Genomic DNA, 25,614 nt, shown 5'->3' on the forward strand with positions numbered 1-25,614 from the left:
GAGCTCCAGACGAAACCTCCCTACGCATCAAATCCACGACCTTCGACAGACGTAACACTCAAGTTCTTCTTGCCGCAGTGCGAAAACGCTGGGCCTGCCCTACCACATACATGGCGACGAGGGTGGCTTTCGCAGTGCAATATTTTCGTTGATCAAGGCCGAGTTTGACGAAGCGGATAATATTGCCCGCCACATCCCCTCAGCCAAGCGGTCAGGCGACTTTGCGAATTGGGCAACCGCCCGGCGCGATGAGGGCCGTTCCAAGATCGTCCTGGGCGGCATTTCTCTGGACAATTGCACGATGCAAACCACACTCGATCTGCTTGCGGAAGAGTTCGAGGTCTACGTTGTCGTCGATGTCTACGGTGCGGAAAGCTCCCTCGTGGAACATTCAGCTCTCCTGCGGCTTGTTCAAGCAGGGGCCACGCCCATCAACTGGACGCAATTTGCCTGCGAAGTGATGGATGACTGGGAGACGGAGGAGGGACCGGCTATTGGCGGTCTTCTGTCCGAACACAGTCGCTACGGGGCGCTGGGTGTGCCGGGCGGTCAGCCAAGCGATACATGAAGGAGCGTCGCCATGAATAAACCCAAAAGCCAATTTCAGCAATTGATCAGCGTTTGAAGCTTTCAATGTAGCGATCAGGGTCTGCAATTTGTTCAACCAGCGGCGCAATGACATTGCAGAACGGCACACCACCGATCGCTGAGCGTATGCTTTTTTGCACTTCGCTCGCATAGCGGCGAAACTGCGTTTCGGCCGTCGCAATCTGCTCTTGGCATTGGCTGAACTGCCGGGCGACATCGGTGGAACGGCTTTGCCAGTCTGCGATACGCGCTTCAGCGGCCCGTGTCTCTTCCCGTGCGATTTCCAATTCAGCGGTCAGCTCTTCAATACGGTTTTTTGTTGTAACCGCACTTGCGCGTTCTGCGACTAAGGCGGCCTCAATCGTGTCCGCGTTTTGTCTGAGGGAGACACTCAGGCTTGTCACAATCAAGGCTGCAACAACGCTGACACCAAGGATCACCGCCCACAAACTGCGACGGCTGACTTTTGCTTCGTTCAATTCGCGCGCGCGGGCGAGGTCTTCTATCGAACGTGCAAGTTGTTCCTCCTGCTCACGCTGACGCGCTTCGATTTCTGCACGTTCGCGATCCAGCTTGACCTGCTGTGAAATGAACGTCTCTTCCAGCTCTTTTTTCTGGATGATGCGTGTTGTGGACAGTTCTGCCGGATCGGATTGAGCATCAAGACTGGACCAGTCGAGATCAGCAAAGATCAGGCGCGCAAGCCGGGAATAGGCAGCATTGATCGAAGACGGGTTGGCCGCCTCTTCGGGGTTGGTCAGCACCGGCAGCGCCTCGCCAAAAGACCAGAAAGCGAAGTAGGGAATGAACAGCTTTTGGAAGGCGTCAACCGGTCTCAGCCCTTCGGGAAGCCAGTCGCGGAACAGTGGCTCAAGTTGGTTTGCTGCACGCTGGCGCCATTCGCGCGACAGGGTGTTTTCTGAGTAAAACTCATCCCGGCTGAGCACTGGCAGCACCGTCAGACGTGCGCGGTCAAAAGGTTGTTTGGCGTGTTCGGATACCGCCCGGTCGTAGATCTGGGAAATCCCGCTGATATTTTGCTGGTTGGTAACAAACAACAGCACCAGATGATCAGGCAGAACCACCGTGCACAGATCGCCAATATCTGTGACACCCGTGCGGCTGTCGATCAGCACATAATCGTATTCAGCCAACCATTCGCCACGATACGTGCCAAAGCGGGTGCCGATATCGTGCTTTGTATACAGTTCGTCCCAGTTCAGGCTCTGAACCGCTTGGGTATAGGCGTCGGCACTACGGGCGGCGCGCCCGGAATGGATCATGTCCAGCCGACCGCTCGTTTCGCGTACAGATGGTGTGAAGGACAGCGCCTCCAGTTCAAGCGGCACATTGGTGATGGTATCGCGCCAGTCGATCGGATCCGGGTTAAGCAGATCGATCAGCCCGGGTCGGGACATCAGCCGTTCTTGCAGGCTTTCGTCATGGTTATGAAAAAAATGTTCAAGCCCCGGCGCTTCGAGGTCGAAATCAACGATCAGGACTTTCTTGCCCTGTGCTGCCAGCAATACCGCGATGTTGGCCATCGCCATGGACCGGCCCACGCCACCCTTGAAGGAATAAAACGTGTAGATTTTGCCCGGCTGGGGCAACGGAGCTTGCGATTGGGGTGCGTTCTCTTGCGCCGGGCGCAGATCGAAACCGTCGAGTTTGACATTGCTTTGCATCAGGCACCCTGGCGCTGAAAGGGCTGATGAACAGCGGCCTGCGGGCCAAACAAGGCCGCAAGTGTGGGGTTTTGCGCAATCGGTTGATGCACATCAGGCAGCTTTGGAAAATCATTCTGATAAAGAGGGCCTGTCGTCGCCACCTTCTGTATTTTAAGTGCGGCGCTTTCAGCGAATTCCTTCAGCGCCAAATCAAAGCCATGACGAACGGTCGACCCATCAAAGGTCGGGCCGAGCAGGAAAAACTGGCAAAATGGTTGCGCCTGAATGTCCTGCGCCCAGTCTGGAAACTGGTTCTGGTCATGGGTGCGCGCGGCATGGATCAGCGTGCCGCGTTCCAGATTCAGATGATCCTCTCGCGCCATGAAGGTTCTTAACTCGGCCGTACAATGGGGCGAATTGAAATAACCTGGAGAAAAAAGGGGATCAGGATTGGCGCTCGGTCCAGCCCCTCACGCAGCTCGACGCGCCAGTTGCTGCCGGGCGTGATCGAATGGCGATCAAAGAACACTTCACGATCATGCGCACCAAAGGTCTGCTTGAGATACATTTCGACGCTGGCCTTGGACGTGCTGAACCACTCGTCCGCGCCGGCCCCTTGTTTGTAACTGACAAATCCCAAGCTGTTGTAATGCGACATTATCCAACCCCTGCGGGTGACTGTGAAGACTACATAATGTTGCGTCAAGAGCCACAAATCCATGACTCCTCAAACATCCCCGATGTCGCTTGGGCAACCCTGAGAATATCGAGCGGCGACGCTCGACAAAGCCATTCGCCATAGACGCAAAACCGCCGACAACTCGTGTTTCATCTGGAGGAGACAAGCGCGCCTTACTTTCCATCATCAGAGCGATAAAGCGTTCCTTGAAGTGCCGAAAATGGCGGCAGTAGCCTTTGATAATACGGGACGCCACAAGAGCGACGAACTTCAACTACCAAGAAAGAATGACCGAACCCGAGACCACGATGAAAGGCATCTTTGGGTGGGGCTTGTCGGGCGTGGCAACAGTCGACGGAACTCCACAAAGAATAGGATTTGGCGACGCGATGGTTCGAGGCATTTGGCCATCATAAGTGATGGAGCCTATGTCGGATGGAGGGGTTTTCCCAAAAAGGCAAGGATCAGGATTTTGGCCTCGTTTTCAAGTCAGACAATTTCGGTCTTGGGTTGTGAATTTTCCCAAATGCCATTTAGTTCGCTCACGCTACTCCATTCCGTCAGGACGACGCCGATCCAATGCATAGTGGCAGAGTTTCCACATCTGGATGGGCCTGCGTGCTTTCATTGCTGTTTGCCATCGGAGTTTGCCGGGTTCAGTTATCGCTAAACCGCAGCAGACGTACCTCGCGGGTAGAGATTTGCACAGCGTAGAGACGGTACCCTCCGGCGCCGCGATTGGCGCTGCTTCTGCGCGCGAGCGCTTCGAGCAGCAGCCATCCATCACTATAGCTGAGCGGTGTCAGCGGCGGTCCGTGCTCGTTTCCGTAATCAAACAGATCGGTCAGGCCGGGAAAGGCCGTGGTCGGGATAAACATCGACGAAAAACTTCCATCCAGTCCGAAAATCCTGATCTCCCCCGGTCGTGAAAAGGCACCGGTCGTAATGAGCAGTTGACCCTGCGGATCATAGAGCAACCCTGCCCCGTCGTATTCGTCCAGTCCGGTAACAACCGCCCATGCACCAGTCTGCACGTCGACAGAGTACAGATAACCCTCCGCACCATATGTCATGCAGTAGATCATTTGCGAAGCTGGGTCATAAACGGCGACAACCGGCAGCAGGATATCTGGAACATCGGATGTGACCGGAAACCGCCGCGTTCCGGTTGGTCCCGTCAGGCTGATCCCGCTCTCGTCAAAAGCGAGGGCAAAATCGTCTGTCCCGCTTCCGGATCTCGATCCAAGTACGGATGTCCGGCGGAAGGTCGTCGGAGTTACCCACAAGCTTCGAAAGATAGTCGCGGGCAAGGCCGACCGTGGTCGTATCAATCTGATCGACCCTCACGGCATCCTCGTAAACCTGGTGCACACCATGAAAGCTGTCGATGTGGTCGGTGCCATAGTTTGCCGTCAAAGTGTCGACCAATAGTCGAAAGTCACGTCCCCAAGGTTTGAAAACCAACGGCAGCCCTGGGTCATGCAGTCCGGCCATCGGAATGTCAAAGAGAGTAACCTCGCTGGCATCGCGGCGTGGGCCACTTCGGACAATTTCGCTGATATTGGTGCCGCCCGTTGCCTCGATCCGCCAGTGCATGTCGCCAGCATCCAGCAACACGAGGCTGACGTCTTGACCGGGACGGTCGACCAACACGCGGGCCTCAGGCAGGGCATAAACATCTTTCGTCTGATAGCCCTTGCCAACCGCAACAACATGCACCTCGCGTTCGGCAAGAACCGGGGCGGCAAGTCCCAGCAAAAGGCCAGCAAGAAAGCACCGAAAGAGATGGACCATGAGGGTTCTCAACTTAAAGGCGCGCTGTATCACTGCGAGCCCGACGTCTCCAAATTTTTGCGGCATTGTATCTGCATAGCGCAATTCGCGTCGAGACGGGTGTACATTTGGCCATAGAATCCAGCACAGGCATGATGCGCGCATCTCGGGGTTTGTCCGGCCTTTTATCGAACATCTATCAGATCATAGTGTCGGCATTCCGCAAGCGGTTGATGACAAACCGCGCAGTATTTTCGCCGGCTTAAACGACGTGAAGCAGGCGGATTTGCAGCGCGGCGCGTGTCAGCGAATTTGCCGGGCGCGCGGGCTCCGGTGACCTGGGCACTGACTAAACTTGTTGGAAGATTCCATCATGCCTCGCAAACAAGCATTAACCGCAACCGTCATATGCCAAATCCGTCGTGATCAGGAAAAGGCCATTTCGATGTTATACGCTGTCCGCAAATTCGGAACTGACATCGCTATTTGTATGGCCGCGATTGTTGGCTATTTCTTTGCCGCCGAGGCAGAGTTGTTCGAAGAATTCTACGAGTTCAGTCGGTCGCACGAAAGCTGGGATCTGGATGAGATTGTTCTTGTCTACATCGTTGGCGCGGCAGCCGTGCCGATCCTGCTTTTAAGGTCGAAATCACGCCTCAAACGAGCGATGAAGGCGGTCTCTGCCGCCGAAGAAAGCGCGCAACACGCAGCGCGCCACGACGGTTTGACGGGGCTGTTCAACCGCAGATATTTCTCCGAACTGCTTGACACTGCGATCGACAATGCCGCACCGGACAACATCCCGGTCGTACTGTTACTGGATCTTGACCGTTTCAAGGCCATCAACGACCTGCGCGGACATGCCGAAGGCGACCGGGTTCTGCAGGAAATTGCGGCGCGGGTTCTCAAGTGTTGCCATGAAGGCCAGAAAGCCGCGCGTCTGGGCGGTGACGAGTTTGCCATCCTGATGACCGACACATCCGGTTTTTCAGGATCGACGAGCCTTGCGCGACGCCTCCTGACAGCGATTGCGGAGCCTATCGCCATGGACGGCTGGTACGCCACTGTGGGCGCGAGCATCGGCATATGCGGTTGGCGGGACGGCGAAAACGCTCAGGCGATTGTACGGAATGCGGATCAGGCGATGTATCAGGCCAAGCAATATGGCCGCGGCGGATACACATTCTATAATGAGGATTTGGGCGATCAGCTGAAACAGCAGGCGCTGCTCGAAGAAGAGTTGAAAGGCGCCGTGGAGCGCATGGACATTGAGCCATTTTTCCAGCCCATCGTCGACATTGAAAACGGGCATGTCAAAGGTTTCGAGGTTTTGTCGCGCTGGACAAGCCCGACGCTTGGTGCAGTGCCGCCCGACATTTTCATTACAATTGCCGAGGATATGGGGCTGATCGATGCGATAACATGGCAGGTGATGCGAAAAGCCCTGAAAGTGGCGGCATCATGGGACAACGATCTTTTTATCGCGTTCAACATGTCCCCGCATTTGTTCAATGACGAATTGCTGATGAATATCAAATGGCAGCTGAGCGAGTCGAAATTCGACCCCAAACGCATGGAAATCGAAATCACAGAGAACGCGGTTATCGGCAACATGGATGAGGCAAGGGTTGCGCTCGACTCGTTGAAAGACCTTGGGATCCAAGTCTCTCTGGATGACTTTGGCACCGGATTCTCCAGCCTTGCGACCCTCAGCAAACTACCCTTCGACAAGATCAAGATCGACAAGAGCTTCGTCACTGATCTGGATTCCATGCCGCAGAATGCAAAGATTGTGGGTGCGATCCTCGCCCTTGCGAAGTCCATGGAAATCGCGGTGACGGCTGAGGGGATCGAAACCAATGATGACCTTAATTTTCTGTCGGCACATGAATGCCTTCAAGGGCAAGGATATCTGTTCGCGAGGCCCATGCACGCGCAGGATGTCTCGAACTTCCTTGCGGATGCCAATGAACTTGAACGAGGCGGAAAGAAACTCAGAGTTTCGTGATGATGTGGGGCAGCTTACCGATACTTTATCGTCCAAATATTGAGGCCGACATGCCAAGCGTTTGAGTTTGCCGCGTGTCCACGACAAAGACGGGACGTCGTCCAGCGTTAACATTCATTGCTTGAACATGACTGAAGGCCGCAAACCTGCACACCGGAAAGTCATAGGCAGGGATGTCAGCATCCTTGCACTGGGCCAAAGTGGTCAGATGCCGCTCATCACAGTCACAGGTGGCCCTCGGCCTTCGTTCATAGTGGATTGCAGATGCTGCACCGCAGCCCGCAAATGAAATATTCGAGGTGCGCGCAATATCGGAGCGAGCAGCCAATGCAAACGTATGGCGAAGAATGCAGTACTCTGTTCATATCGATAAAATGCAAAGCAGCCTCAGCGGGCAAAATCAATCCAGCGCAAAAGTCACTGTGAGCGACCTTTCTGGATCGCGCAGTTCCAACCCGAGCACGTCCTATTCCGGCAGTCCGGCTTCGCGCAGATCGTTCAGCACGCGTTGCAGATCTGACCCGACCACGTACTTTCCTTCATAATTGTGCAGAACATCCTGAAGTGAGTAATCAGGATCGAAGTCCATCAATTGCTCAACGGCCTTACGCGCCTCACGTCTGTCGCCGCGACACATCTGGATAATCGCCAGCACCCGATATGCCATCGGAGGTATCTCGGACATGGCGTTCATGGTCTCCAGCGCATCGTCACAATTGCGCGTGTGCCATTGCACCCACGCGAGGTTCCATTTGATCCAGTCCTCGTGCAACGGGTCCAGACGAACGACACGCAGCATCAACTCTTCGGCTTCTTCCGCCCTCCCGCCATAGGTCAAGGCTTCGGCAAGTGCTGCCATCGCGCTTGTATCGTTGGGGTTGAGTTCGAGCGCCTTTCGAAAACGCGCCACCGATTTTTCAAGCGCGCCTTCCTGAATATGCATGTATGCCATGGCCGTATGCGCATCATAGTATTCCGGCGCGACCTGAACGGCCTTGCGCGCATAGTTCCGTGCGGCATTCAACTCGACGACCGGGTCTTCGTCCGTCCACTTCCAGCGATACCGGTTGATATGGACAAATGTCAGCCCGACATATCCATAGGGTTGCGTCGGATCGGCCTCGACAGCTGCAAGGTTGGCCAGACGGGCCTTTTCGTTGCCCTCGGGGGTGAAGGAAAAGAGATGCTGACGGGCTTTCCAATTCAGAAGCAGGGCCGTCAGCTTCGCCTCGTCAGATTTGATCGCTTTCTGGCCTTCGCGATGTATGACCCTTTGGGCAACAGTTGCGACGGTCCTCTGCACGATCTCATCCTGCATCGCAAAGACATCGCCTAGGTCGCTGTTGTAGACATGTGACCAAAGGCTCTGACCTTCGACGGCATCAATCAGCTGAACGGTCACGCGCAGCCGATCACCGCTCTTTTGTTGACTGCCCTCCAGCAAATAACGAACACCAAGCGCGCGGGAGATTTTGCCGACTTCAATAGTGTCGTCTCGAAAACTGAAGCTGGAATTTCGCGCGATGACAAAGAGCTCCGAATACCGGGACAAGTCCACGATGATGCCCTCAGCGATTGCATCGCTCAGGTAGTTTGTATCGGCACCGACGCTAAGATCTTCAAATGCGAGGACCGCAATCGATGGCTTGGAGGGCAAGGGCAGTTCGTCCAAAGAGGCGTACCTGTCCCGCCCTAACCCCCAGATTGTACCAAGAGCCAAAACAATCACTGCGATCAGGCTGACAGCAGCAAGTTTTAGACGACCGGGACGCACGACACTTGCGGAGGTGACCGAAACGTCTGCCTCACCTGACGGAAGAGAATTCGGGACCAACCGGTAGCCCTTCTTGGGAAGGGTTTGGACGATCCTGTGATCGGCATCATTCAACGTCCTGCGAATGTCGGCGATGCACTGGGAAAGACTATCATCGGTAACAGCTGTCTTGGCCCAGACGTTTTCAAACAGATCGTCCTTGGAAACGGTCTCGCCAAGCCGATGCACGAGATAGGACAGGACTTCGGAACTCTGACGACGCAAATGAACCGGGCGCCCGGACCCATCGCGCAACTCCTCTGTCTCAACCAAAAACACAAAGTCGCCCAAGGCAACATCGCCGGAAGAATTCAGATTTTTTTCAGAGCATTCTCCGGACATTTCAACCACCCCCGTGCCCCACTCAGCCTGCGAAGACTCATACCGTGAGGCAAGAAAATTCGCCCGCTTCTCCATTTTTCGAAAGGAAACACCATGACATTCATTCCCAAATTCTCAGCCATCTCTGCCAGCCTGCTTTGCGCCACAGCAGCGTGGCCCGCGGACTTCCAGGTCAAGCGGTCCATTGAAGTCCCGTCCTCAACGCCGCAGGTTTGGCAGCAGATCGGCGACTTCTGCGACATTGACGATTGGCACCCCAACGTATCTTCGTGTGCGCTGAAAGTCATGGATGGATCGCTGGTCCGTGTGCTGACAACGGACACCGGAGAAGAAGCGATTCAAAAACGGATCGCCCAAGAGGAAAGCCTGTCCTACACCTACAGGACCGTCAGGTCCTCATTGCCCATTGAGAGATTCACGGCAACGTTGTCAGTACAGCCCGGGGAAAACCTGCTTATCGAGTGGATTGCAAACTTCTCTTCTGAAGACCCGGACATGGAAGCTGTTGTGGTCGACGACATCGAGGCCGGATTGTCAGCAATAGAAAGCATCCTTGCATTACGCTGACAACGGACAGAGCGCATCTGAACCGTCAGGCGGTTTGAACCCGATTTCTGGCGCCTGACAATGCTCCGTGAATTTGTTCGGCTTTGTGGCAACTGTGACCCGGTTCAAGCAATGATGGGCAGATGTTTCACGGTTTGGGCGGGTGTTCGCTCACAGAGGCCGACATGTCTTCGCGCGTGCTGACGGCCTCCGGTGTTGTCGCGCGCTTTCTGGCGAGCAACGCAAGTCAACTTCTAAGGTTGCTTCCAAATGAAAGACCTCTTTGGGCCGGACGCAGACTCTGCGCCAAAGCACAGTGTCAGTTAATAGCTTTAATTGGTGGCTTTAACTGGTCCTACCTGGGCGCAAGAGACCTCTTGGGTCGAAAACACACCACCCAGTCGGTCATCGCACCCCAAACTTGAGACTTACTCGTCGTCCTGGTGGGGCGCGAATCCGAATTGGGCACCCCAGATGCAAGCCGTCACTGAACATCCAAGACCAAGCGCGCCCGGGATGCTGTCGAATGAGACGTAGCCAAAGGTGGCACCAATTACTGAACCAATCAACGCGCCGCTTATGAGTTTCTGTATCATCGTAAATACTCCTGACACCTCCTGCGCTCTTGAGCATGCACTGTCGCACGCCCGGGCGCAGAGCTAAGGTGAGACCAAGTTTCCGGGAACCGACCCAAGTGAGACCTGGATCGGAGGAGGTCGTTCTGACTCTGGGAAAGGTCGAACCTCATTCTTGTTGTGGGGCACCTGCTGATGCCCTGAGGGGCGTCTCCCTCAGAACCCCGCCGAGGTCGTTGCAAGCGTCTGATTTCGTGCATTGACCCTTTGCTGAACCGCGGCACAGGCTTGAATGTTGCCTTGCAAACACGCCTCGTCCAATCGCTGGCTGGCTGCAATCTCGGTGGGTGAATCGCAGGCACTCAGCGCAAGTGCCGCGAGTAGAAGGTATCGTTTCATATCAGTTCCTTTACTGGTTTTCATGTTTTCCGCACGACGGCGGATATCCCAACAGCCAGATGAGGTGCCGCACGCGGCATGAATCGCGCGCGGCACTCCTGTCTGGTTTGGGTGTGTGTGAGTGGTGGTCTGGCGTGGGTGTCCTTGATCCGTCGTCGTGGATCAGATGTCGCTCAATCAGATGCTGATGTCGTCCAAACCGGCAGGCTGAGACATATTCTTTCTGAAATATGACGGAGTTTGGCCGGTTATGCGCTTGAAAGCATTGTAGAATGAGGAACGTGCGTTGAAACCCACATCATAGGTGATCGCCAAGATCGATTGGTCGGTCGTGGTGAGCAGATTTTTGGCCTCTGCCACGCGGTACCCATTCACGAAGTCAAAAAAGCTTTCACCGATTTCTTCGTTGAGCGTTTGCGAGACGTAGTTTGGTGACGCACCGATGTGCCGGGCCAAGGCCCAAAGCGAAAGGTTCGGGTCCCTGTGGAGGTGGTCGACTTCCATGGCCGCACGAAGTTTGCGACCAAGTCGATGTGATGCCTCGGCACTCAGCGCTGATTTTTCGTATTTGGCGGCTACCTGGTTCTTGGCCGGCGCGTGTGTTTCGGGATCATCATCGGGCACCAGGGGCGGGCGTTGCCGCAACCCCCAGAGCACGAGAGCGGCAACAACAGCAAGACCGGCAAGGCTCGCAACATTGATATAGGCAGGTGGAACCGCAGAGTCCGCCGCGTCGATCACGACGATGAGCAGCACAGTCTGGGCCAGCCAGAACAGCGCACAAAACCCGCAAATCACAAAAATCCAGCGCAGTTCGTGTGTCTCGGTGCTGGCGTAGACGTCGCGCAGCCTTAGACGAAATGTCATCAATCGACGCCAGATCAGGAAAAGATAAACGGCGATCTGCGGATACACAGCGAGCTGAAGCAGGCCGAAGCCAAGCATAACAGCCATGCTCCAGCCCGTATCCATCTTGGGTTCATCTGTGACGAGGATGTCTCGGATATCTGGCGGAGACAGCAAGACCAATACCGCAAGGACAGCCGCAACGCCGGGCAAAATGAAATGCCGAACGCGGCGTTGTGGCCCGCGTTCTGAGGAAGATGTCAGCGTGACGACATAGATCCAAAAGAGGGGCGCAAGGAAGAAAGAGCTTGGCCAGACCGCGACATCGATCATTGCTTCGAACGAGACTGGCGCTGCCTCGATTAAACGCCTGAATGCATCAGGACTATTGTTGATAGCCACCGTGGCGAGAAACGCGGCAAAGCTGCCGCTCACGCGGGAGGCTCTCGAATGCATCAGGGAAAATGCGGCGCCAAAAACTGCGATTGCGAACGTGCCAGTTGCCGCCAATTCAATGATGATCTCATCCATGCTGCAAACTCTCTCAAACACTCCGAAGACGCCAGACCGCAATTGGGGGCGAGGCAGGGCGCACAGGCATTTCGAGGTCAATCGGCCAAGAGTTGCTCTGTGTAGCTCCTGATCGCGCCGTTTCGGTTCGTGACAGCCGCGCGGACCTGTCGGGTGTTAAGGTCGGCTGCCACAATCGAGTCAAAGCCAAGGTTGCGCCCTTCATGTGAAATCGTCGGGCCGGAGGAGACAAACACGCCAAGGCCCGCCCTTTGGCTTACAGGCGTCACCATGCGTTCGGCCAGAGCCACGGGGATGATGGCATGACGGGCGCCCGTCAGCGCTTGCAGAACCGCGTGAAAGAGGAATGCAAGGTCCGACGCCGTCGCCCAAAGCCCGGCCGCAGCACTTTCCGGGTGTCTCATGAACCCACCGTCGAGCGGCTGACCGTTCTCATAAGACCCATGCGCAAAGGGCCGGGACGGTGTGATTGCGAAGGTTGCATGAGCAGCCCCAACTGGTTTGAGAACCGCATTGGTCGTGTAGGTTGCGAAATCCGTACCCGTCACCTCTTCGATCAGCGCTTGCAGGACCATCGTGCCACCTCCGCTATACTTGAAGCGTCCAAATACCCTGCGCCGTGACCGGATCGGGTCGGAGTTCGCCGGACGGCGTCCGATCAGAATGTCATGAAGTGTTGGAAGTCCATCCGTCGGGCCATACCCCTGGAACCCGTGTACCGTCGTTCCCGCCGTATGGGACATCAGTTCTGCGATCGTCGCAGCGGCACCTCTGGGCCCTGGCAATTGCCAACGGTTCAAATAACGATTGACCGGCGCATCAAGGTCAACACGCCCGTCGCGTACCAGGGTCAGAACCGCAAGCGCCGTCACTGTCTTTGAGCACGAGGCCACCTGAAAAAGAGTGTCGTCATCAACTGCGCCTTGACTGTGCGCCATACCGCTGTGCTGTGCCGTCAATAGCCCACTGTTGATGGCGGCAACTTGGTAGCCGTGATGCTCAGAAACAGTAGTTTCGGCCGACGTCAAACGCGGCAAAGGTGTCAGGATCGCGGCCAATCCAGCAGCGTTAAATTTACGTCGATTCATAGTTTCAGCTGTCCTTAACCCTAGGGGCCACCATTTACTTGGATGGTGATGCCGACTTTGGTTGGCAACGCTCAAAAGTCGCCTCGACCTGTAGGGTTGGACAAGATGTGCAGCACAAGACGGATGTCCTGATATTGGCTCAAGCAGTCTCAGCGAACGTCCGCGTTGCGGGATGCGCCCACAGCATCTGCAGACAGAGCTCAAGGTCGTCTGTGGGCCGTCTGCGAGATCGTTTTAGTTGGGCAGAGGGCAATGTTGCACCGCATTCCATGGCCGATTCGAGCCCATATAGCTGGATGCTGTGCGCGGTACGGATGATTGCATTTGAAAAGGCGGCCAAAAAAATCACTTCGATAGCCCTCTTTCTGTTCTGAAGTGCTCAGAATGACAATCAACGTGCGTATAACGGTTAGCTTCGCCTTTCGATCCAATCGAGAGAACGAAATTCACCGAATGAACGCACTCATCTCGAAAAACATGTGGAAGCGGATTATTAAACACTGCAGTCTACGACCGCTCCACAGACTTTAGAGAGGGTGATCCGGAACCTCTCAATACCAGTCCACCGGTTTGCGTTTTTGTAGAGCGGAAAATGTCTGGCTCGATCTTTAAGCGCCGAACCGCTTCAACTGGTATCGATAGCGGTTTGATCATGTACCCTTTGACAACGGGATCAAACTGAATCTGTGCAAGGGTGCACTAGGTCATCCGGTATCCAACATTGCGGAGCGTAACGATGCGGGCGCCTTCTTTGCCCATCTTGCGACGCAGGCGTCCTACGTAGACATCGACCACGTTTGTGAGAGGGTCTGCGTTCAATCCCCAAACAGCGTTCAGGATGCGCTCCCTGGACAGGACACGCCCATTGCTGGTCAAGAAAAGCTGCAAAAGATCGCGCTCTTTCTTGGAAAGCTCAATCACCATGTCTCCGACTGACACTTCCAGTGACGACCGGTCGAAAGTGATCCCTCCGCTTGAGATGATCATATCGCTGACGTCTGCAGCATATCCCGTTGCCCGGCGATGCAGGGCTTCAACGCGCGCGACAAGCTCGTCAAAATCGAAGGGTTTGGGAAGGTAGTCATCCGCGCCGATCTTCAGACCCTCGACTTTTTCCTCGGGGCCATCGAGTGCCGTCAGCATTATGATCGGCGTCTTGGATTTGCGGGCGCGCAGTTTTCGGCACACGTCCTGTCCCTGAATGCCCGGAAGCATCAGATCAAGCAGCACGACATCGTAAGCATTCTGCGTGGCAAGCTCCAGTCCGTCTTCTCCGTTGGCGGCGTGATCAACGGACCATCCTTCGGCGGCCAGTCCACGGCGGATAAAGTCGGCAACGCGTGTTTCGTCTTCAACAAGCAGAATATTCATCTTCCGTTCCTCGCCTTTCTAACGGGTGATTGGTGGCAAAGCAGTGTCCCAATGCCCGCATCTTCTTTTATGTCTTAGCGGTCATTCCGTAGGGAGATACACCCGGGTCACGCGAATGTTTGGGGAGTGTCATAACAACCTTCAGACCGCCCAGGGCGCTGTCTTCCAACTCGACTGTGCCGCCGTGGGCCAGCACGATGGATTTGACGACCGGCAAACCAAGGCCGCTGCCTTCGATCCCCTGACCGGACGCGTTTGAGCCACGAAAGAACCGCTCAAAGGCGTTCTCTTTTTCCTCCGGGTTCAGGCCTGGCCCGTCATCTTCGACGGTAATGACATTGCCCGAGCCGCTTTGCCGAAGTGTCACCAGTATTCTGGGGCCACCATAGCGCCGGGCGTTGTGCAACAAGGCAAGCACAGACTGGCGCAACCTGACTTCATCGACGTTGCCAGAAATCTTTTTATCGGGTCTCCGGACGAGAACCTTCTGGGGGAACATCGACACTGCGTCATTCACGACCTTGAGCAAATCCAGCTCTTTTCGGTCGAGCCTGAGTTGACCTGCTTCGCGGCGTGCCACGGTCAGCATGTCGTCAACGATCTGGTTTGTGTGCCTGGCGGATTCCCGTATGCGGGCCAGTGCATCTGACACATCTTCGCTCAACTCGCGTTGGGTCCGCAGCGTCACATCCGCCTCGCCAAGGATAATCGCCAGAGGTGTGCGCAATTCATGGCTGATGTCAGCCATCAGCCGCATGCGGTTTTTTTCACCCGTCTCAAGCTTGTCGATCAGCGGCTGGAGTTCTGCCGTCCGGGTCGCCACAGTGTCTTCCAGCTGTTTTTTCTGTTCAGCACGCGTGGCCTCACGCACGGCCAACCCCTCGCCCATGTCTTGAAGGACCGCGCCCAACTCGTGAAATTCCAGACTGCCACCGAGGTTGACGGGTTTTGAATAATCCGCCCGACGCAGGCGTTCGATTTCTTTTTGCAGGCGGATGATGGGTTGCCTGATCTGGCCATTAAAAGAAAGTAGAGCCACGATCAGCGTGCCTGTTGCCAGGGCCAGAAGTGCGTAGACGATCTTTTGGTCCCGCGCACGAAAGGCAACGGCGTCGGCCAGAACTTCCTGGGTTTCTTCCAGCTCCTCCTCCAGCGCGGCCCCGATTTTGCGGTCGAGTTCCACGTCGATGCCGCCGTCCAGAAGGGCGGCAAGGCGTTCGGTCCGCAAAAAGGATTCCAGAGGATCATCAGCGGAAGTAAGAGCTGCAATAGCGGTATCAACAGACCGGATATCGGCTTCGATTTCGTCAAGCAGTTTCAACTCTTCAAGTTCTTCCTCGCCGACCATTTCGATCTCACGCTCAATGACAGAACGAATGTCCAGGAGGTTCTGGTCGATCCTGTTGCGCAGGAAGGCCTCCGCTTCACCGCCATCGCTGTCCCCGATCAGCAGCGTGCTGACATGTTGCTTGAACAACCGGTAGAGTTTCACTTCGAGTTTCAGGTGGAGCGCATAGGATTCCTGTGCCAATTGCGTGCGCGCGTCCCACCAACGCGATTTTTCCAGATTGTACAGTGTCAGACCGGCGAGTCCCCCGATCAGGCCAATGACAACGACCGCATAGATGCCGAATAATGTGGTTGAACGCATGTCAGAGTGCCCCTGGTTTTGTGGTCGTGCTGATGTCTGACGTGTCCGCCAGCAAAAGTGTTGCGGTGGAATGGTTTTGCAGCGCCGCCAGCAACTGATCCTTTTCCGTTTCAACAAGCCAGCGCAGCGACGCGATGACAATCACATCCGTCTTTCCAAGCACTGCCCGCACCAGATCCAGCCTCAGCAGCTGCGCCGCGCACAGGCCCTTGCCGTTTTCGGCGAGTCGTTGATCAAGGCCACCAGACGCCAGCAGATCCCCAAGACCAAAAGCCGTCAGTGTTTCGATGATACGCCGATCACCGGGACGCTTGCGATTCATCAGTGTGGCAGAGCGGCGCAGACTGCCCTGCAATCCGATATGATCGTCGCCGATATAAGCAACGCCCGGGCGGTCTGTCATGCCGTTAAAACGCAGATCAACGGTCTCCGGGTGATCCAGCCCGGCGATGATCCGCGCCAGATGATGGCTGTCCGGGCCACTGAGGTGGGTCAGGCAACTGCCCGCTGCGCTGAACGCAATCTGCCGGTCGTCAAGTGTTCCGGTCACCTCGACGCAGACCGGTGATTTCGCCCGGCGCCGGGCCCGCGGTAACGTCGGTTCACGCAGCAGGGCCTGCGCCTTTTCCCGCGCAACACGCCAGGCGCAGTACTGATCCCAGGCAGCACCCAGGTGCTGCAGCGGCAAAGCGATCAGTGCCAGGACCGACAGGCTGGCGGCAACAAGCGCAGGTGCCACACCCAGCACGCTGGCTTGCCACAGGATCGTGAGCCCTGACGCGGCGGTACCCGCCTGTAATAGCGCCTGCAGTCCGACAGTACGCCCGCGCCGGGCAACGGCATCGTCGCGCAGGCGCGCACCTTGTTCGTCCAGACGCCGCAATTCCACATCGGTGCGCCCCATCACATCAAGCTCCGGCGCAATCGCGATCCTTTCGATCATGGAAATGGCAATACCGGCGCGGCGCCTGCGCAACCGGTGGTGCCGCCGCTCCAGGTGCCATGCCGCAGCCGTCATCACCATCAACGCGATGGCCAGCGGCACCAGTCCCCGAAGTGACAGTGCCGGGCTGAGCGCAAAAAGGATCGCCACAGCACCGGGCAGCACAACACAGGCCGACAGCACCCCGGGCAATCCCTGCCCGAACCACAGCCGCGCGGCCGACAGATCACCGACGAAGCGCAGCGACAGTGCACCGACACGGCGCTGTTCGTGTCGTGATTTCGGCAGGCCGGCGATCCTGGCATAGAGTGCGTGGCGCAGGTCAATGGCATAGCTCTGACCAAGACGTTCCGCCCGGCAGCCGGAAGTGAACAGGCAGAGCGCCGTCAAAACGCCCGCAAGAGCCAGTTCAAGCAGTGTACCGATCGCCAGATACGAACCCCCATGGAGCGCAGCAAAGGCATCCCGGGTGGCAAAGGCGCCCAGGGCCAGAGCCGCAGCCTGCACGATACCGCAAAATACAACAAGGACCGCGTCAGTGACGCGGTCCCGTGTGGCAAGGGGTGGGAGGGGGTCATGCGGCCACGGTTGCAGTGCGCATAAGGGGTGCGACGTGCTCTGCGATGGTTTCGGGCGACCAGAGGTCTTCGCGCGTCAGTATCGGCAGGCCTGTCACTTCTGCCGCTTCGGCCGCTGCGAGCGGTGAACAGCTCACCATGCCGCTAATTGCAAAAGAACGCAGGTTCATGCTGTTCAGTACCGTCTCGCCCCCCAGCGCGCTTAGTGCGTCGGGTGCTGCAAAAAGGATGCCGTCCAACCTATCCCGGATTTGCGAAGACTTGAGAATGGCGCGGGTTTCCCGCTGGAAGACGCCGTCCGCTATTTCGACGACGACAACCTCAGCACCGCGCGCAGCAGCGGTTGCAACCAGTCTCTCGAACCCGTCCTCGATACGCGCCATTGGCATCCGGTAGGTCGTGGCCATCCCGACATCCGTGAAATCGAGCGCGGGTGCGCCGCCATCCTCGAAACTGTTGAAATCGCCGAAAGCGCCCGTGCCCGTCGCTTTTACGCCTGCAACACTGTACCCCGCGCGGAGCAATCCGTGCGCAAGGCTGGACGCGGCTGTCGTTTTGCCGGAATTCATTGATGCACCAAAGACACCGATAACCGTCACGTCATGGTTCGGCGCGACCGGAGCGAGGGCATAAGACGCGATATTCAGCACCCGCCCTTGCGCGCCCGTCAGAAGGCCAAGTGGTTTCAGCCGGGTCGGATCGTCCATAGCTATGTGGGAGACATCCACACGGCCAGCGACGCCGCCGCCTGCGACAAGATCAATCAGGTCATCGTCTATGACGGCAGACGCCAGAAACTGATCCGGCGCATACCGGTCGCCCAGACACAGGACAACAAGGTCGCCGGGATAGCTGACCGAAACCCGGCGTTCGGCCAGCTGGATTTTCTTGTGATGCCCGATCTCGGCGATTTCGCACAGGATCAGATCACCGGGTTTCGCTGTCGCAAAACTGGTGGAAAGACCGCGCACATCTGCGCGATTGACCCGGCGTGCGGTGAAAGCCCATTTTGCGTTAGCGCACAGGGCGGGGGACAGGGGTTTCATGTGTGTCATTGGTCGTCTCCGGTTTGAAGCGTTTGTGTGCCTCCTGTATGAAAGCGCCCTCTGACAGATTTCCGGCAACCGGATGAACCGTCGGTCTCTGATTGGGTGAACGGCGCATGAACGGCGCCCCACAGCAAGGAACATGCCCTCGTCAGTCATCATCGCCGCCCCCGTCGCTATCTCCCCCTTCGCTATCTCCCCTGTCGCTGTCGTCCCGGTCATTGTCATCCCGGTCATCGTCATCGTCGTCATCGTCGTCGTCGTCATCATCTGCGACGTCGCGCTCTGCGTCTCGTCTTGATTCCTGCCGCAACTCCGAAATCGTTATCTGACCATCCCGGTTGTGATCGGATTGAGCCAAAAGCCGCGCGGCCCCGCTTGCGCCAAAAGCTGCGACAAGCTCATCCCGGCTCAGCACCCGGTCAGAATTGGTGTCCACAGAACGAAAGCTGGCCGATTGCGCAAAAGCGGGCGTCATAAGGGTGCAGGCCAGCGCGAATTTGCATAGTTTCGCGCCGGTCGACGCTCCCGGGTATAACGCCCGACATAAGGCGAGATTTCTCCGCAAAGGACTGTTCCGCACGACACTCATTCTCCAGGCCAACCATTCCACTCTTACTGCACATGCTCGGTTTAAGCGGATGACCTTAGTATCCGTGGATGACGCGCGATCCAACGCCAGATGAACGTCAGATGAACATTTCCGAACCACGACACGACATGCATCCGGTCCAGCGGCGTGAAAGCAGTACCGCGAACAAGTTCCTCCCGCAGAGCTGTCATAAAAGGTTCATAGAGCCGTAACATTCGCTTCATCGCGCGTGCAGACGTGACCCATCTGATCTCATCAATCTGTTCAAGGAACGGCCCGGCCAAAGATACTCTGACCCGACCATGAGTTCATCCTCCATCCATTTCTCAACAGAAGCACGCGTCCCTTCGGAAATCTCGAAGCGAACAGGTTTCTGCGTCTTGGCTTGCAGGACCGAGGCACGCTCCTTGATCTGACTAAAGGCCATCATATCCACGACCTTCATCTTCACGAGATCACAGCCGCGTAGCTTGTTGTCGATTGCCATATTGAACAATGCGAAGTCCCGATAGTTTTCGGCGACCTCAAGGCGAACCCGGATCGCCAAGACATGCTTTGGTTTCAGCGGCCGTTTCTGACCGACTATGCGGCCTTTGTTCGAGGCCGGGCGCAGTACGCGAATGGCAGGTAGGTTGGGGTTGGTTCCGTGACTGATCCTCCGATCCGCCATGCCCTCCACAACGACAACGAAAAGCTGTCAGGATAAGAATACCACATATGTGCTCGCGCTATTTGCAGCCTAAACGCTATGGCGCATCCAAAGCATGCATGCAGCTGCGCATTCAATCGGATCGATCACCGTGATCGAAAGCTTCTTCCTGACCGTATCGACAACTTCGATCATGCCGGCGCAGCCAAGGATGATCGCTGAGACGCCATCATCCCGCTCGGCACGGAACGCTTCTTCAGCGACGATCCGGCCCGCTTGGCTGGAGTTTGTCTCAAGTTCCAGAACCGGAACTTCGGAGGCACGGACGCCCGACATCAAATGCCCCAAACCCTGCTGTTCGATATTGTGGCGAATGATCGGCGTTGAGACAGAAAGCGTTGTTACAACGCTGAACCGCCAGTTTCTCATGGCGGCGTAGTGGTAAGACGCCCGGCCAATGCCAATGACGGGGCAAGCGGCAATCGCTATGGCTTCTTCCAAAGCTGTGTCGTCAAAGCAGCCGATGATTATTCCTTCCGCGCCTTGTGAAGAAGCGCGTTCGACCATCTTGAGCAGAGGTATCCGCGCGGCCTCACCATCCGCAGGCCCTTGAATGGCTGGGGGCCCTTCTGCCGAGGTCCAGCCTTCGAAGTTCAATTCTGGGACCGACCGTCGCGCCTGGGCAAGCATCGCTTCTGTCATCGAGGTCGTGCTGTTGGGGTTAATTATGATGATCGTCATCAGACCATGCCTTGGCCGGCGTCAGAGCCGTTCCGTGCCCGTCGCCTATTCGTAATCCACGCAATCAGGAGAAAAACTCCGATGACCAACAGCGAGAATACGGTCGTCAAAGTGCCCAAGGCGAAAAGCACCGGCGTGGTCACGTTTGTTGTCATACCGAATATCTCAAGCGGTAGTGTGTTATAGCTGCCGGAGGTCAGCAGCGTTCGCGCAAACTCGTCGTAGCTTAGGGTGAAGCCAAAGAGCGCGACACCGATGAGCGAGGGCGCGATAATGGGAAGGACCACGTGGCGTATGACTTGCCATGGGCTAGCGCCAAGGTCGCGGGCCGCTTCTTCAAAGGATTTGTCAAAGCGGTTGAACACAGCAAACATGATCAAAAGACCGAAGGGCAGAGTCCAAGTCAGCTGCGCACCAAATCCTGAACTTGACCAATGCACGGGCAGATCGGATTGCGACCAGATCAGGCCGACGCCAAGTGAGATCAAGATCGACGGGATCACCAGCGAGGTGATGGTCAGGTAGAACAGTACGGTCGAGCCCGCAAATCGTGTGCGAAACGCCAGCCCACCCATCACCGAAACCACGACGGTGGTGATCATGACCATCAGGCCCAGCACGAACGAGCGGCTGAATGACCCCCAAATATCGCCTACGGCTTGTTGTTCAAACAGGTCCCGGAACCAATGCAATGAGACGCCCCGCATCGGAAAGGTCAGCCCTCCGCCGGGGCCTTGGAACGACAAGATGCCAATGGTTAAAGTGGGACCATAAAGGAAAATCAGAAACAGCACGAAGAAGGCCGTGAGGATGTAAAAGGATTTGGGGCGCGGCTCCATGATCAAAGCTCCCTGCGGATATCGACGAAACGCAGCAGCGTTCCAATCAATAGCAGAACCGTGACAAGCAGAATGACCGCAGTTGCAGAGGCGGACGGATATTGAAGCAGCGCGATGTCGTTCTGGATCAGACGGCCCATATTGGCGGATTGGCTGCCTGACATGAACCGCACTGTGATGAAGTCACCCATGACAAGTGCCACAACGAAGATTGTGCCAATCATGATGCCGGGTTTGGTCAAAGGGATGATCACGTGCCAGAGCGTCTGCCAGCCCGTCGCCCCTGCATCCGCTGCCGCCTCAATCAGCGATTTGTCGATACGCATCATGGTGTTGAAAATCGGGACCACCATGAAAAGCGTGTAGAGATGCACGAAGGCAAGGATCACGCTGAAATCGCTGAACAGCAGCCATTCAAGCGGTTCATCTATTACGCCCATGGAGATCAGGGTCGAATTGGCGATCCCGTTGCGCCCCAAGAAGGGATCCAGGAAATCATTCGTATAATATTCGACGTGAGAAACGGGATCGTGCACAGCAGGAACAGCACGATCTGCCATGTCAGCGTGCGAATATGGAACGCCAAATAATAGGCGACGGTAAAGCCGATCAGCAGGGTGAAAGCCCAAGTGATCGCGGCATATTTAAAGGTGTTTAAAAACACCCGATATGTCACATCAGACGTCAGTAGGAATTCGTAATTGTCGAACAGAAACGCAGGGTAAATCGACCACTCTGTCGCGCCCCAGAAGCTGACCACAACGATCATGACGATCGGGGCGACAAGGAACACCAGGAGTACCAGCGACAATGGGGAGGCTAATAGCCAACCTAAGACGGAGTTATTTCGCAAACCTGCCTCTGCTACCTTGATGGAAATTTTGGGATGCTGGAGGGCCGGAACCCTCCAGCGCGTATTGCTTAGGCCGCGATGAACTCGTTCCACTTGCGGACCATGTACTGGTTCTCGTCCATGACAGAGTTCCAGCAGACCACCGGCCCCATGCGTTCCAGGAAGGAGCCGCCATCGCGCACTTCGCCGGGACCGGCCAGTTTCGCGCCTGTTGGAGAGACGATATCGCCTTGGGATTCTTTGCCTTCGTACCAATAGCCCCATTCGTCTTCGGACATGAATTCTTTGGAGGTGCTTGGCACGGCTGAGTAATAGCCCTGGCGCATCAGATAGCCGCCAACCCAACCGGACAGGTACCAGTTGATGTATTCGTAGGCCGCATCGAGCTCCATGCCAGACAGCGAGGCCGACAGACCCAAGCCGCCACCCCAAGAGCGGTAGCCTTCTTCAAGCGGCTGGTAGACACATGGGATGCCTTGCGAGCGGATTGCAGTGATGGCGGGCGACCACATCGACTGGATGACCACCTCACCGGATGCCATCAGGTTCACGGACTCGTCGAAGGACTTCCAGAACGCGCGGAACTGGCCGTTCTTCTTGGCTACGGTGAAGATTCCAAGGGTCAGATCGATCTCTTCCTTGGTCATGTTTCCTTTGTCGGGGTAGGTGTATTCGCCCATGGATTCCACGACCAGAGCCATATCCATGATCCCGATGGACGAAATATCGAGGATCGACGCCTTGCCTTTGAATTCCGGGTTGAGAAGCTCGCGCCAGTTGCTGATCGGACGACCGATAAGGTCAGGCCGGATGCCGAGAGTATCGGCGTTATAGATTGTTGGGATCAGGGTCATCCAGCCGGATTCTTCCTGAACAAACTCGGTTCCGTTGACGCCCGTGGTGAACCCGACGGTGTGCGGTGCAGTCCCTTGGGCGATTGTACTTTCAGGGGTCAGAAGACCACTGCGGAAGGTACCCGCGATGTTGTCATATTGGGCGATTTTGGACGTATCCATCGCCTGCAGGTTGCCAGCGGCCCAGACCTTTTTGCAGATGAAGTACTCGATATCGGCAATGTCGAAGCTGTTGGGCTGCGTTGCCGCGCGCTGTGTCACGCTGTCTGTATCCAGCGCGGTCATTTCCAGATTGAAGCCCAAATCTTCTTTGACTTTCAGAGCAACGTCATTCAGGTTCGACACCCCGGTGCCGAACTGGCGCAAGGTGATGTCTTTCGTCTCTTGCCCCCAAACCATTGGAGCCGGAAGCGCGGCGGCCGCCACCGCCGCGCCACCCGACTTCAGAAGCGAGCGACGCGAATAGCGTACTTTGGAGATTGTCGTCATGGTTCGTCCTCTCTGTTGAACGGTTCGTTATCCAGCCAAGGCATGTGCCGCCTCGGCCTCCCAGTCGAGGCCGATTGCCTCGCCCAACTCCTTCGGATTGCCGAAGAAATCCTTGTCAGACAGCAGTGCCGTGACTTCTTGTTCGTCGGGAACGGAAGCGGTAAGCGCAACATGCGTGCCTTGATATTCGATGTTGGTGACGGTGCCCGGCAGCTTTGCATCCTTGTCGGTCGTCAGCTTCAGAGCATCCGACCGGACAGCGACCAGTCCCTCGGGCATCGACACCACGTTGTGCGACCCCAGAAAACGAGCGACAAAAGCCGTTTTGGGTGCGTCAAAGACCGCACGCGTTTTGCCCGCCTGCTCAATCTTCGCGTCGTTCATCACGACGATCTCATCGGCAAGCGCCAAAGCCTCATCCTGACCATGGGTGACATGGACAAAGGTGATGCCCAGTTCCCGTTGCAGTTTTTTCAATTCAGCCCGCATACGAATGCGCAAGAAAGGGTCGAGCGCCGACAACGGCTCATCCAGCAACAACACGTCTGGTTTTGTGATCAGGGCCCGCGCCAAAGCCGCGCGCTGTTGTTGGCCACCTGACAGTTGTGCAGGCAGGCGATCCGCCATTGAGGTCATGTCAACTAGCTCCAATAGCTCGTTGGCGCGTGCATGGCGTGTACCTTTATCGATACCTTTCATGGTCAGACTGAAGGCCACATTGTCGAGCACACTTAGGTGCGGGAACAATGCATAGTTCTGAAACATCATCGCGGTGCCACGTTTGGCGGGCGGCAGCGCCGAGATGTCGCGTCCTCCAAGGGTGATTGCCCCATCAGACACAATTTCATGTCCGGCAATCATCCGTAGGGTGGAAGACTTCCCGCAACCCGATGGCCCAAGAAGGCACGCGTAGGTTCCCGCACTGAAGTGGTAGCTGATTGCGTCAACCGCGACCGTCGCGCCATAGCGCTTCGTCAGGCTGATAAGTTCAAGGTCACTCTTTCGGCTCATGTCATCCCCGAGGCGTTGTGGCGACGCTGCCTCAAGCCTCTTGATGCGACCAAGTTGAATCCACCAAACGCGGGGTGAGGGACTGACGGCTATTCAAATTGAAGCATTCGAAGACGGGTTTGTATAAAAATCAGGCATGAATTGTATACAATGTGCGATGACACAACCTGATCCATTGTATTGGATCAGCGCAGTTCGCAAGTTGTCGTCAGAGGGACCAGTATGTCGAGCATAACCAAAACAAAGAGCGCATCTGCAGAAGACATTACTGCACAGCTTGCAAACGCGGTGCATGAGCATCGGCTTAAGCCCGGAGCGAAACTGCGTGAAGACGAAGTCTGTGACATCTTTGGGGTAAGCCGTACAGTCGTTAGACAGGCTTTGCGGGCAATGGCGTTCGAAGGATTGCTGACAATCGAGAAGAACCGTGGTGCTTTTGTCTCAAAACCATCACTGAAAGAAGCCCATGAGGTCTTTCAGGCCCGTGCGTTATTGGAACCGAGCACAGCAAAGGCCGCAGCCGAACGGACGACACCGGATGATATTGCGCTGCTTGAGAGGCACATCAAAGAAGAGCACGAAGCACTTGATCTTAACCAGCCCGGCCTTGCTTTGAAGCTCTCGGGCGATTTTCATCTCGAAATTGCTCGCATCGCAGACCAACAGACAATCGAGCAGTTCCTAAAACAACTTGTGTCCCGTTCTTCGCTGGTCATAGCGCTCTATTGGAAGCGACGCAGTGCTTTGTGCGAAAACAACGCCCATCACGCGCTTGTTGATGCGCTCCGAAACCATGACGGAACTGCCGCCGAAGACCTTATGAAGGGCCACCTCCTAGACATCTATTCCCAGCTTGATCTACGCGGAAAGGATGAAAGCTCGACGTCTCTGAAAGAAGCATTGCGCAGATGACAGATGTCGAAGCGCATCACGCGATTGAGCTGAATACAGTCGGGAAAGTTCTTATGACGGACAGCAACAGCCCAGGGTTATGACGCAGAATGAAGACCTAAGATGCGCCAAAGGCTTCATTCAGCTGCGCACGCCTTCAGGTCGTACCCTTTAACCAAAGCAAACGCAGCGAATGTCCGGAATGCGGGCTGCGGCCGCAGTATTGGACCTGCATGGTCAACGGCAGCAAA

22 protein-coding genes and 2 pseudogenes are annotated in these 25,614 nt (G+C 56.1%); 4 read left to right on the forward strand and 20 right to left on the reverse strand.

Annotated features, from left to right (window positions below; translation table 11 throughout):
• Positions 1–148: 148 nt before the first annotated feature.
• On the forward strand, positions 149–568 hold the full coding sequence (locus tag ACERZ8_RS18775; RefSeq protein WP_407593690.1) for an isochorismatase family protein: 420 nt from the start codon (positions 149–151) through the stop codon (positions 566–568).
• A gap of 46 nt (positions 569–614) precedes the next feature.
• Here the strand turns inward: ACERZ8_RS18775 and ACERZ8_RS18780 are convergent, their stop codons facing one another.
• The 5 genes from ACERZ8_RS18780 to ACERZ8_RS18800 all read right to left on the reverse strand — a co-directional run bounded on the left by ACERZ8_RS18780 (position 615) and on the right by ACERZ8_RS18800 (position 4,812).
• The gene (locus tag ACERZ8_RS18780) at positions 615–2,273 is read right to left on the reverse strand and encodes a tyrosine-protein kinase family protein (RefSeq protein WP_407593691.1); all 1,659 of its coding nucleotides are present in this window, start codon (positions 2,271–2,273) and stop codon (positions 615–617) included.
• Positions 2,273–2,638 carry a hypothetical protein gene (locus tag ACERZ8_RS18785; RefSeq protein ID WP_407593692.1) on the reverse strand — a complete coding sequence of 122 codons (366 nt, stop codon included), beginning with the start codon at positions 2,636–2,638 and terminating at the stop codon, positions 2,273–2,275. Before ACERZ8_RS18785 ends, ACERZ8_RS18780 begins: the two co-directional genes overlap by 1 nt.
• 8 nt (positions 2,639–2,646) lie before the next feature.
• A complete protein-coding gene (locus ACERZ8_RS18790) occupies positions 2,647–2,913 on the reverse strand; it encodes a hypothetical protein (RefSeq protein ID WP_407593693.1) in 267 nt (88 codons plus the stop codon).
• A 677-nt stretch (positions 2,914–3,590) separates the two neighbouring features.
• Positions 3,591–4,019 carry a hypothetical protein gene (locus tag ACERZ8_RS18795; RefSeq protein ID WP_407593694.1) on the reverse strand — a complete coding sequence of 143 codons (429 nt, stop codon included), beginning with the start codon at positions 4,017–4,019 and terminating at the stop codon, positions 3,591–3,593.
• Between the two features lie 112 nt (positions 4,020–4,131).
• Positions 4,132–4,812, reverse strand: coding sequence for a hypothetical protein (locus ACERZ8_RS18800; RefSeq protein ID WP_407593695.1), 681 nt, complete (start codon positions 4,810–4,812; stop codon positions 4,132–4,134).
• A 385-nt stretch (positions 4,813–5,197) separates the two neighbouring features.
• Here ACERZ8_RS18800 and ACERZ8_RS18805 point away from each other — a divergent pair, with 385 nt between their 5' ends.
• A complete protein-coding gene (locus tag ACERZ8_RS18805) occupies positions 5,198–6,715 on the forward strand; it encodes a putative bifunctional diguanylate cyclase/phosphodiesterase (protein ID WP_407593696.1) in 1,518 nt (505 codons plus the stop codon).
• Positions 6,716–7,181: 466 nt separating this feature from the next.
• Here the strand turns inward: ACERZ8_RS18805 and ACERZ8_RS18810 are convergent, their stop codons facing one another.
• Positions 7,182–8,945 carry a winged helix-turn-helix domain-containing protein gene (locus ACERZ8_RS18810; RefSeq protein ID WP_407593697.1) on the reverse strand — a complete coding sequence of 588 codons (1,764 nt, stop codon included), beginning with the start codon at positions 8,943–8,945 and terminating at the stop codon, positions 7,182–7,184.
• Between the two features lie 18 nt (positions 8,946–8,963).
• On the opposite strand from ACERZ8_RS18810, the gene ACERZ8_RS18815 reads away from it, so the two are divergent.
• Positions 8,964–9,437 carry an SRPBCC family protein gene (locus ACERZ8_RS18815; RefSeq protein WP_407593698.1) on the forward strand — a complete coding sequence of 158 codons (474 nt, stop codon included), beginning with the start codon at positions 8,964–8,966 and terminating at the stop codon, positions 9,435–9,437.
• 770 nt (positions 9,438–10,207) lie between these two features.
• On the opposite strand, the gene ACERZ8_RS18820 is transcribed toward ACERZ8_RS18815, so the two are convergent.
• From ACERZ8_RS18820 to ACERZ8_RS18885, 14 genes and pseudogenes are all read right to left on the reverse strand, one after another.
• Positions 10,208–10,390 carry a hypothetical protein gene (locus tag ACERZ8_RS18820; protein ID WP_407593699.1) on the reverse strand — a complete coding sequence of 61 codons (183 nt, stop codon included), beginning with the start codon at positions 10,388–10,390 and terminating at the stop codon, positions 10,208–10,210.
• Between the two features lie 177 nt (positions 10,391–10,567).
• Entirely contained in the window at positions 10,568–11,767 is a 1,200-nt protein-coding gene (locus tag ACERZ8_RS18825) for a helix-turn-helix domain-containing protein (RefSeq protein WP_407593700.1), read from the reverse strand.
• A 77-nt stretch (positions 11,768–11,844) separates the two neighbouring features.
• Positions 11,845–12,855, reverse strand: coding sequence for a serine hydrolase domain-containing protein (locus tag ACERZ8_RS18830; RefSeq protein WP_407593701.1), 1,011 nt, complete (start codon positions 12,853–12,855; stop codon positions 11,845–11,847).
• A gap of 699 nt (positions 12,856–13,554) precedes the next feature.
• Positions 13,555–14,226 (reverse strand): response regulator transcription factor, encoded by a 672-nt coding sequence (locus ACERZ8_RS18835; protein ID WP_407593702.1) that lies wholly within the window; start codon positions 14,224–14,226, stop codon positions 13,555–13,557.
• 67 nt (positions 14,227–14,293) lie between these two features.
• The gene (locus ACERZ8_RS18840) at positions 14,294–15,877 is read right to left on the reverse strand and encodes a sensor histidine kinase (protein ID WP_407593703.1); all 1,584 of its coding nucleotides are present in this window, start codon (positions 15,875–15,877) and stop codon (positions 14,294–14,296) included.
• Position 15,878: 1 nt separating this feature from the next.
• The gene (locus ACERZ8_RS18845) at positions 15,879–17,414 is read right to left on the reverse strand and encodes an ABC transporter transmembrane domain-containing protein (protein WP_407594318.1); all 1,536 of its coding nucleotides are present in this window, start codon (positions 17,412–17,414) and stop codon (positions 15,879–15,881) included.
• Positions 17,395–18,453 carry a P-loop NTPase family protein gene (locus ACERZ8_RS18850; RefSeq protein ID WP_407593704.1) on the reverse strand — a complete coding sequence of 353 codons (1,059 nt, stop codon included), beginning with the start codon at positions 18,451–18,453 and terminating at the stop codon, positions 17,395–17,397. The genes ACERZ8_RS18845 and ACERZ8_RS18850 overlap by 20 nt, the downstream gene beginning before the upstream one ends.
• A 142-nt stretch (positions 18,454–18,595) precedes the next feature.
• The gene (locus ACERZ8_RS18855) at positions 18,596–18,922 is read right to left on the reverse strand and encodes an EF-hand domain-containing protein (protein WP_407593706.1); all 327 of its coding nucleotides are present in this window, start codon (positions 18,920–18,922) and stop codon (positions 18,596–18,598) included.
• Positions 18,923–19,259: 337 nt separating this feature from the next.
• A pseudogene (locus ACERZ8_RS18860) lies at positions 19,260–19,706 on the reverse strand (integrase); the annotation flags it as partial.
• A 69-nt stretch (positions 19,707–19,775) separates the two neighbouring features.
• On the reverse strand, positions 19,776–20,426 hold the full coding sequence (locus ACERZ8_RS18865) for an aspartate/glutamate racemase family protein (protein WP_407593707.1): 651 nt from the start codon (positions 20,424–20,426) through the stop codon (positions 19,776–19,778).
• Complete coding sequence (locus ACERZ8_RS18870; RefSeq protein ID WP_407593708.1) at positions 20,426–21,265, reverse strand: ABC transporter permease; 840 nt, start codon at positions 21,263–21,265, stop codon at positions 20,426–20,428. The genes ACERZ8_RS18865 and ACERZ8_RS18870 overlap by 1 nt, the downstream gene beginning before the upstream one ends.
• Before the next feature lie 2 nt (positions 21,266–21,267).
• Positions 21,268–22,118: pseudogene (locus ACERZ8_RS18875) on the reverse strand (ABC transporter permease).
• Positions 22,119–22,186: 68 nt separating this feature from the next.
• Positions 22,187–23,452, reverse strand: a complete 1,266-nt coding sequence (locus ACERZ8_RS18880) for an ABC transporter substrate-binding protein (RefSeq protein ID WP_407594319.1) — start codon at positions 23,450–23,452, stop codon at positions 22,187–22,189.
• Positions 23,453–23,488: 36 nt separating this feature from the next.
• Positions 23,489–24,472, reverse strand: coding sequence for an ABC transporter ATP-binding protein (locus ACERZ8_RS18885; protein WP_407593709.1), 984 nt, complete (start codon positions 24,470–24,472; stop codon positions 23,489–23,491).
• 222 nt (positions 24,473–24,694) lie between these two features.
• Here ACERZ8_RS18885 and ACERZ8_RS18890 point away from each other — a divergent pair, with 222 nt between their 5' ends.
• Positions 24,695–25,384: a GntR family transcriptional regulator gene (locus ACERZ8_RS18890; RefSeq protein WP_407593711.1), complete on the forward strand. Its 690-nt coding sequence runs from the start codon at positions 24,695–24,697 to the stop codon at positions 25,382–25,384.
• Positions 25,385–25,614 lie beyond the last annotated feature (230 nt).

The sequence above is a fragment of the Tateyamaria armeniaca genome (assembly GCF_045797845.1).
In the GTDB taxonomy this organism is placed as follows: Bacteria; Pseudomonadota; Alphaproteobacteria; order Rhodobacterales; family Rhodobacteraceae; genus Tateyamaria; species Tateyamaria armeniaca.

Bases quoted from the DNA above. Each gene is read 5' to 3' on its own strand.
- ACERZ8_RS18780 (WP_407593691.1), bottom strand. From the start codon at position 2,273: ATGCAAAGCAATGTCAAACTCGACGGTTTCGATCTGCGCCCGGCGCAA.
- ACERZ8_RS18785 (WP_407593692.1), bottom strand. From the start codon at position 2,638: ATGGCGCGAGAGGATCATCTGAATCTGGAACGCGGCACGCTGATCCAT.
- ACERZ8_RS18790 (WP_407593693.1), bottom strand. From the start codon at position 2,913: ATGTCGCATTACAACAGCTTGGGATTTGTCAGTTACAAACAAGGGGCC.
- ACERZ8_RS18795 (WP_407593694.1), bottom strand. From the start codon at position 4,019: ATGATCTACTGCATGACATATGGTGCGGAGGGTTATCTGTACTCTGTC.
- ACERZ8_RS18805 (WP_407593696.1), top strand. From the start codon at position 5,198: ATGGCCGCGATTGTTGGCTATTTCTTTGCCGCCGAGGCAGAGTTGTTC.
- ACERZ8_RS18810 (WP_407593697.1), bottom strand. From the start codon at position 8,945: ATGGAGAAGCGGGCGAATTTTCTTGCCTCACGGTATGAGTCTTCGCAG.
- ACERZ8_RS18815 (WP_407593698.1), top strand. From the start codon at position 8,964: ATGACATTCATTCCCAAATTCTCAGCCATCTCTGCCAGCCTGCTTTGC.
- ACERZ8_RS18820 (WP_407593699.1), bottom strand. From the start codon at position 10,390: ATGAAACGATACCTTCTACTCGCGGCACTTGCGCTGAGTGCCTGCGAT.
- ACERZ8_RS18825 (WP_407593700.1), bottom strand. From the start codon at position 11,767: ATGGATGAGATCATCATTGAATTGGCGGCAACTGGCACGTTCGCAATC.
- ACERZ8_RS18830 (WP_407593701.1), bottom strand. From the start codon at position 12,855: ATGAATCGACGTAAATTTAACGCTGCTGGATTGGCCGCGATCCTGACA.
- ACERZ8_RS18835 (WP_407593702.1), bottom strand. From the start codon at position 14,226: ATGAATATTCTGCTTGTTGAAGACGAAACACGCGTTGCCGACTTTATC.
- ACERZ8_RS18840 (WP_407593703.1), bottom strand. From the start codon at position 15,877: ATGCGTTCAACCACATTATTCGGCATCTATGCGGTCGTTGTCATTGGC.
- ACERZ8_RS18850 (WP_407593704.1), bottom strand. From the start codon at position 18,453: ATGACACACATGAAACCCCTGTCCCCCGCCCTGTGCGCTAACGCAAAA.
- ACERZ8_RS18855 (WP_407593706.1), bottom strand. From the start codon at position 18,922: ATGACGCCCGCTTTTGCGCAATCGGCCAGCTTTCGTTCTGTGGACACC.
- ACERZ8_RS18865 (WP_407593707.1), bottom strand. From the start codon at position 20,426: ATGACGATCATCATAATTAACCCCAACAGCACGACCTCGATGACAGAA.
- ACERZ8_RS18870 (WP_407593708.1), bottom strand. From the start codon at position 21,265: ATGGAGCCGCGCCCCAAATCCTTTTACATCCTCACGGCCTTCTTCGTG.
- ACERZ8_RS18885 (WP_407593709.1), bottom strand. From the start codon at position 24,472: ATGAGCCGAAAGAGTGACCTTGAACTTATCAGCCTGACGAAGCGCTAT.
- ACERZ8_RS18890 (WP_407593711.1), top strand. From the start codon at position 24,695: ATGTCGAGCATAACCAAAACAAAGAGCGCATCTGCAGAAGACATTACT.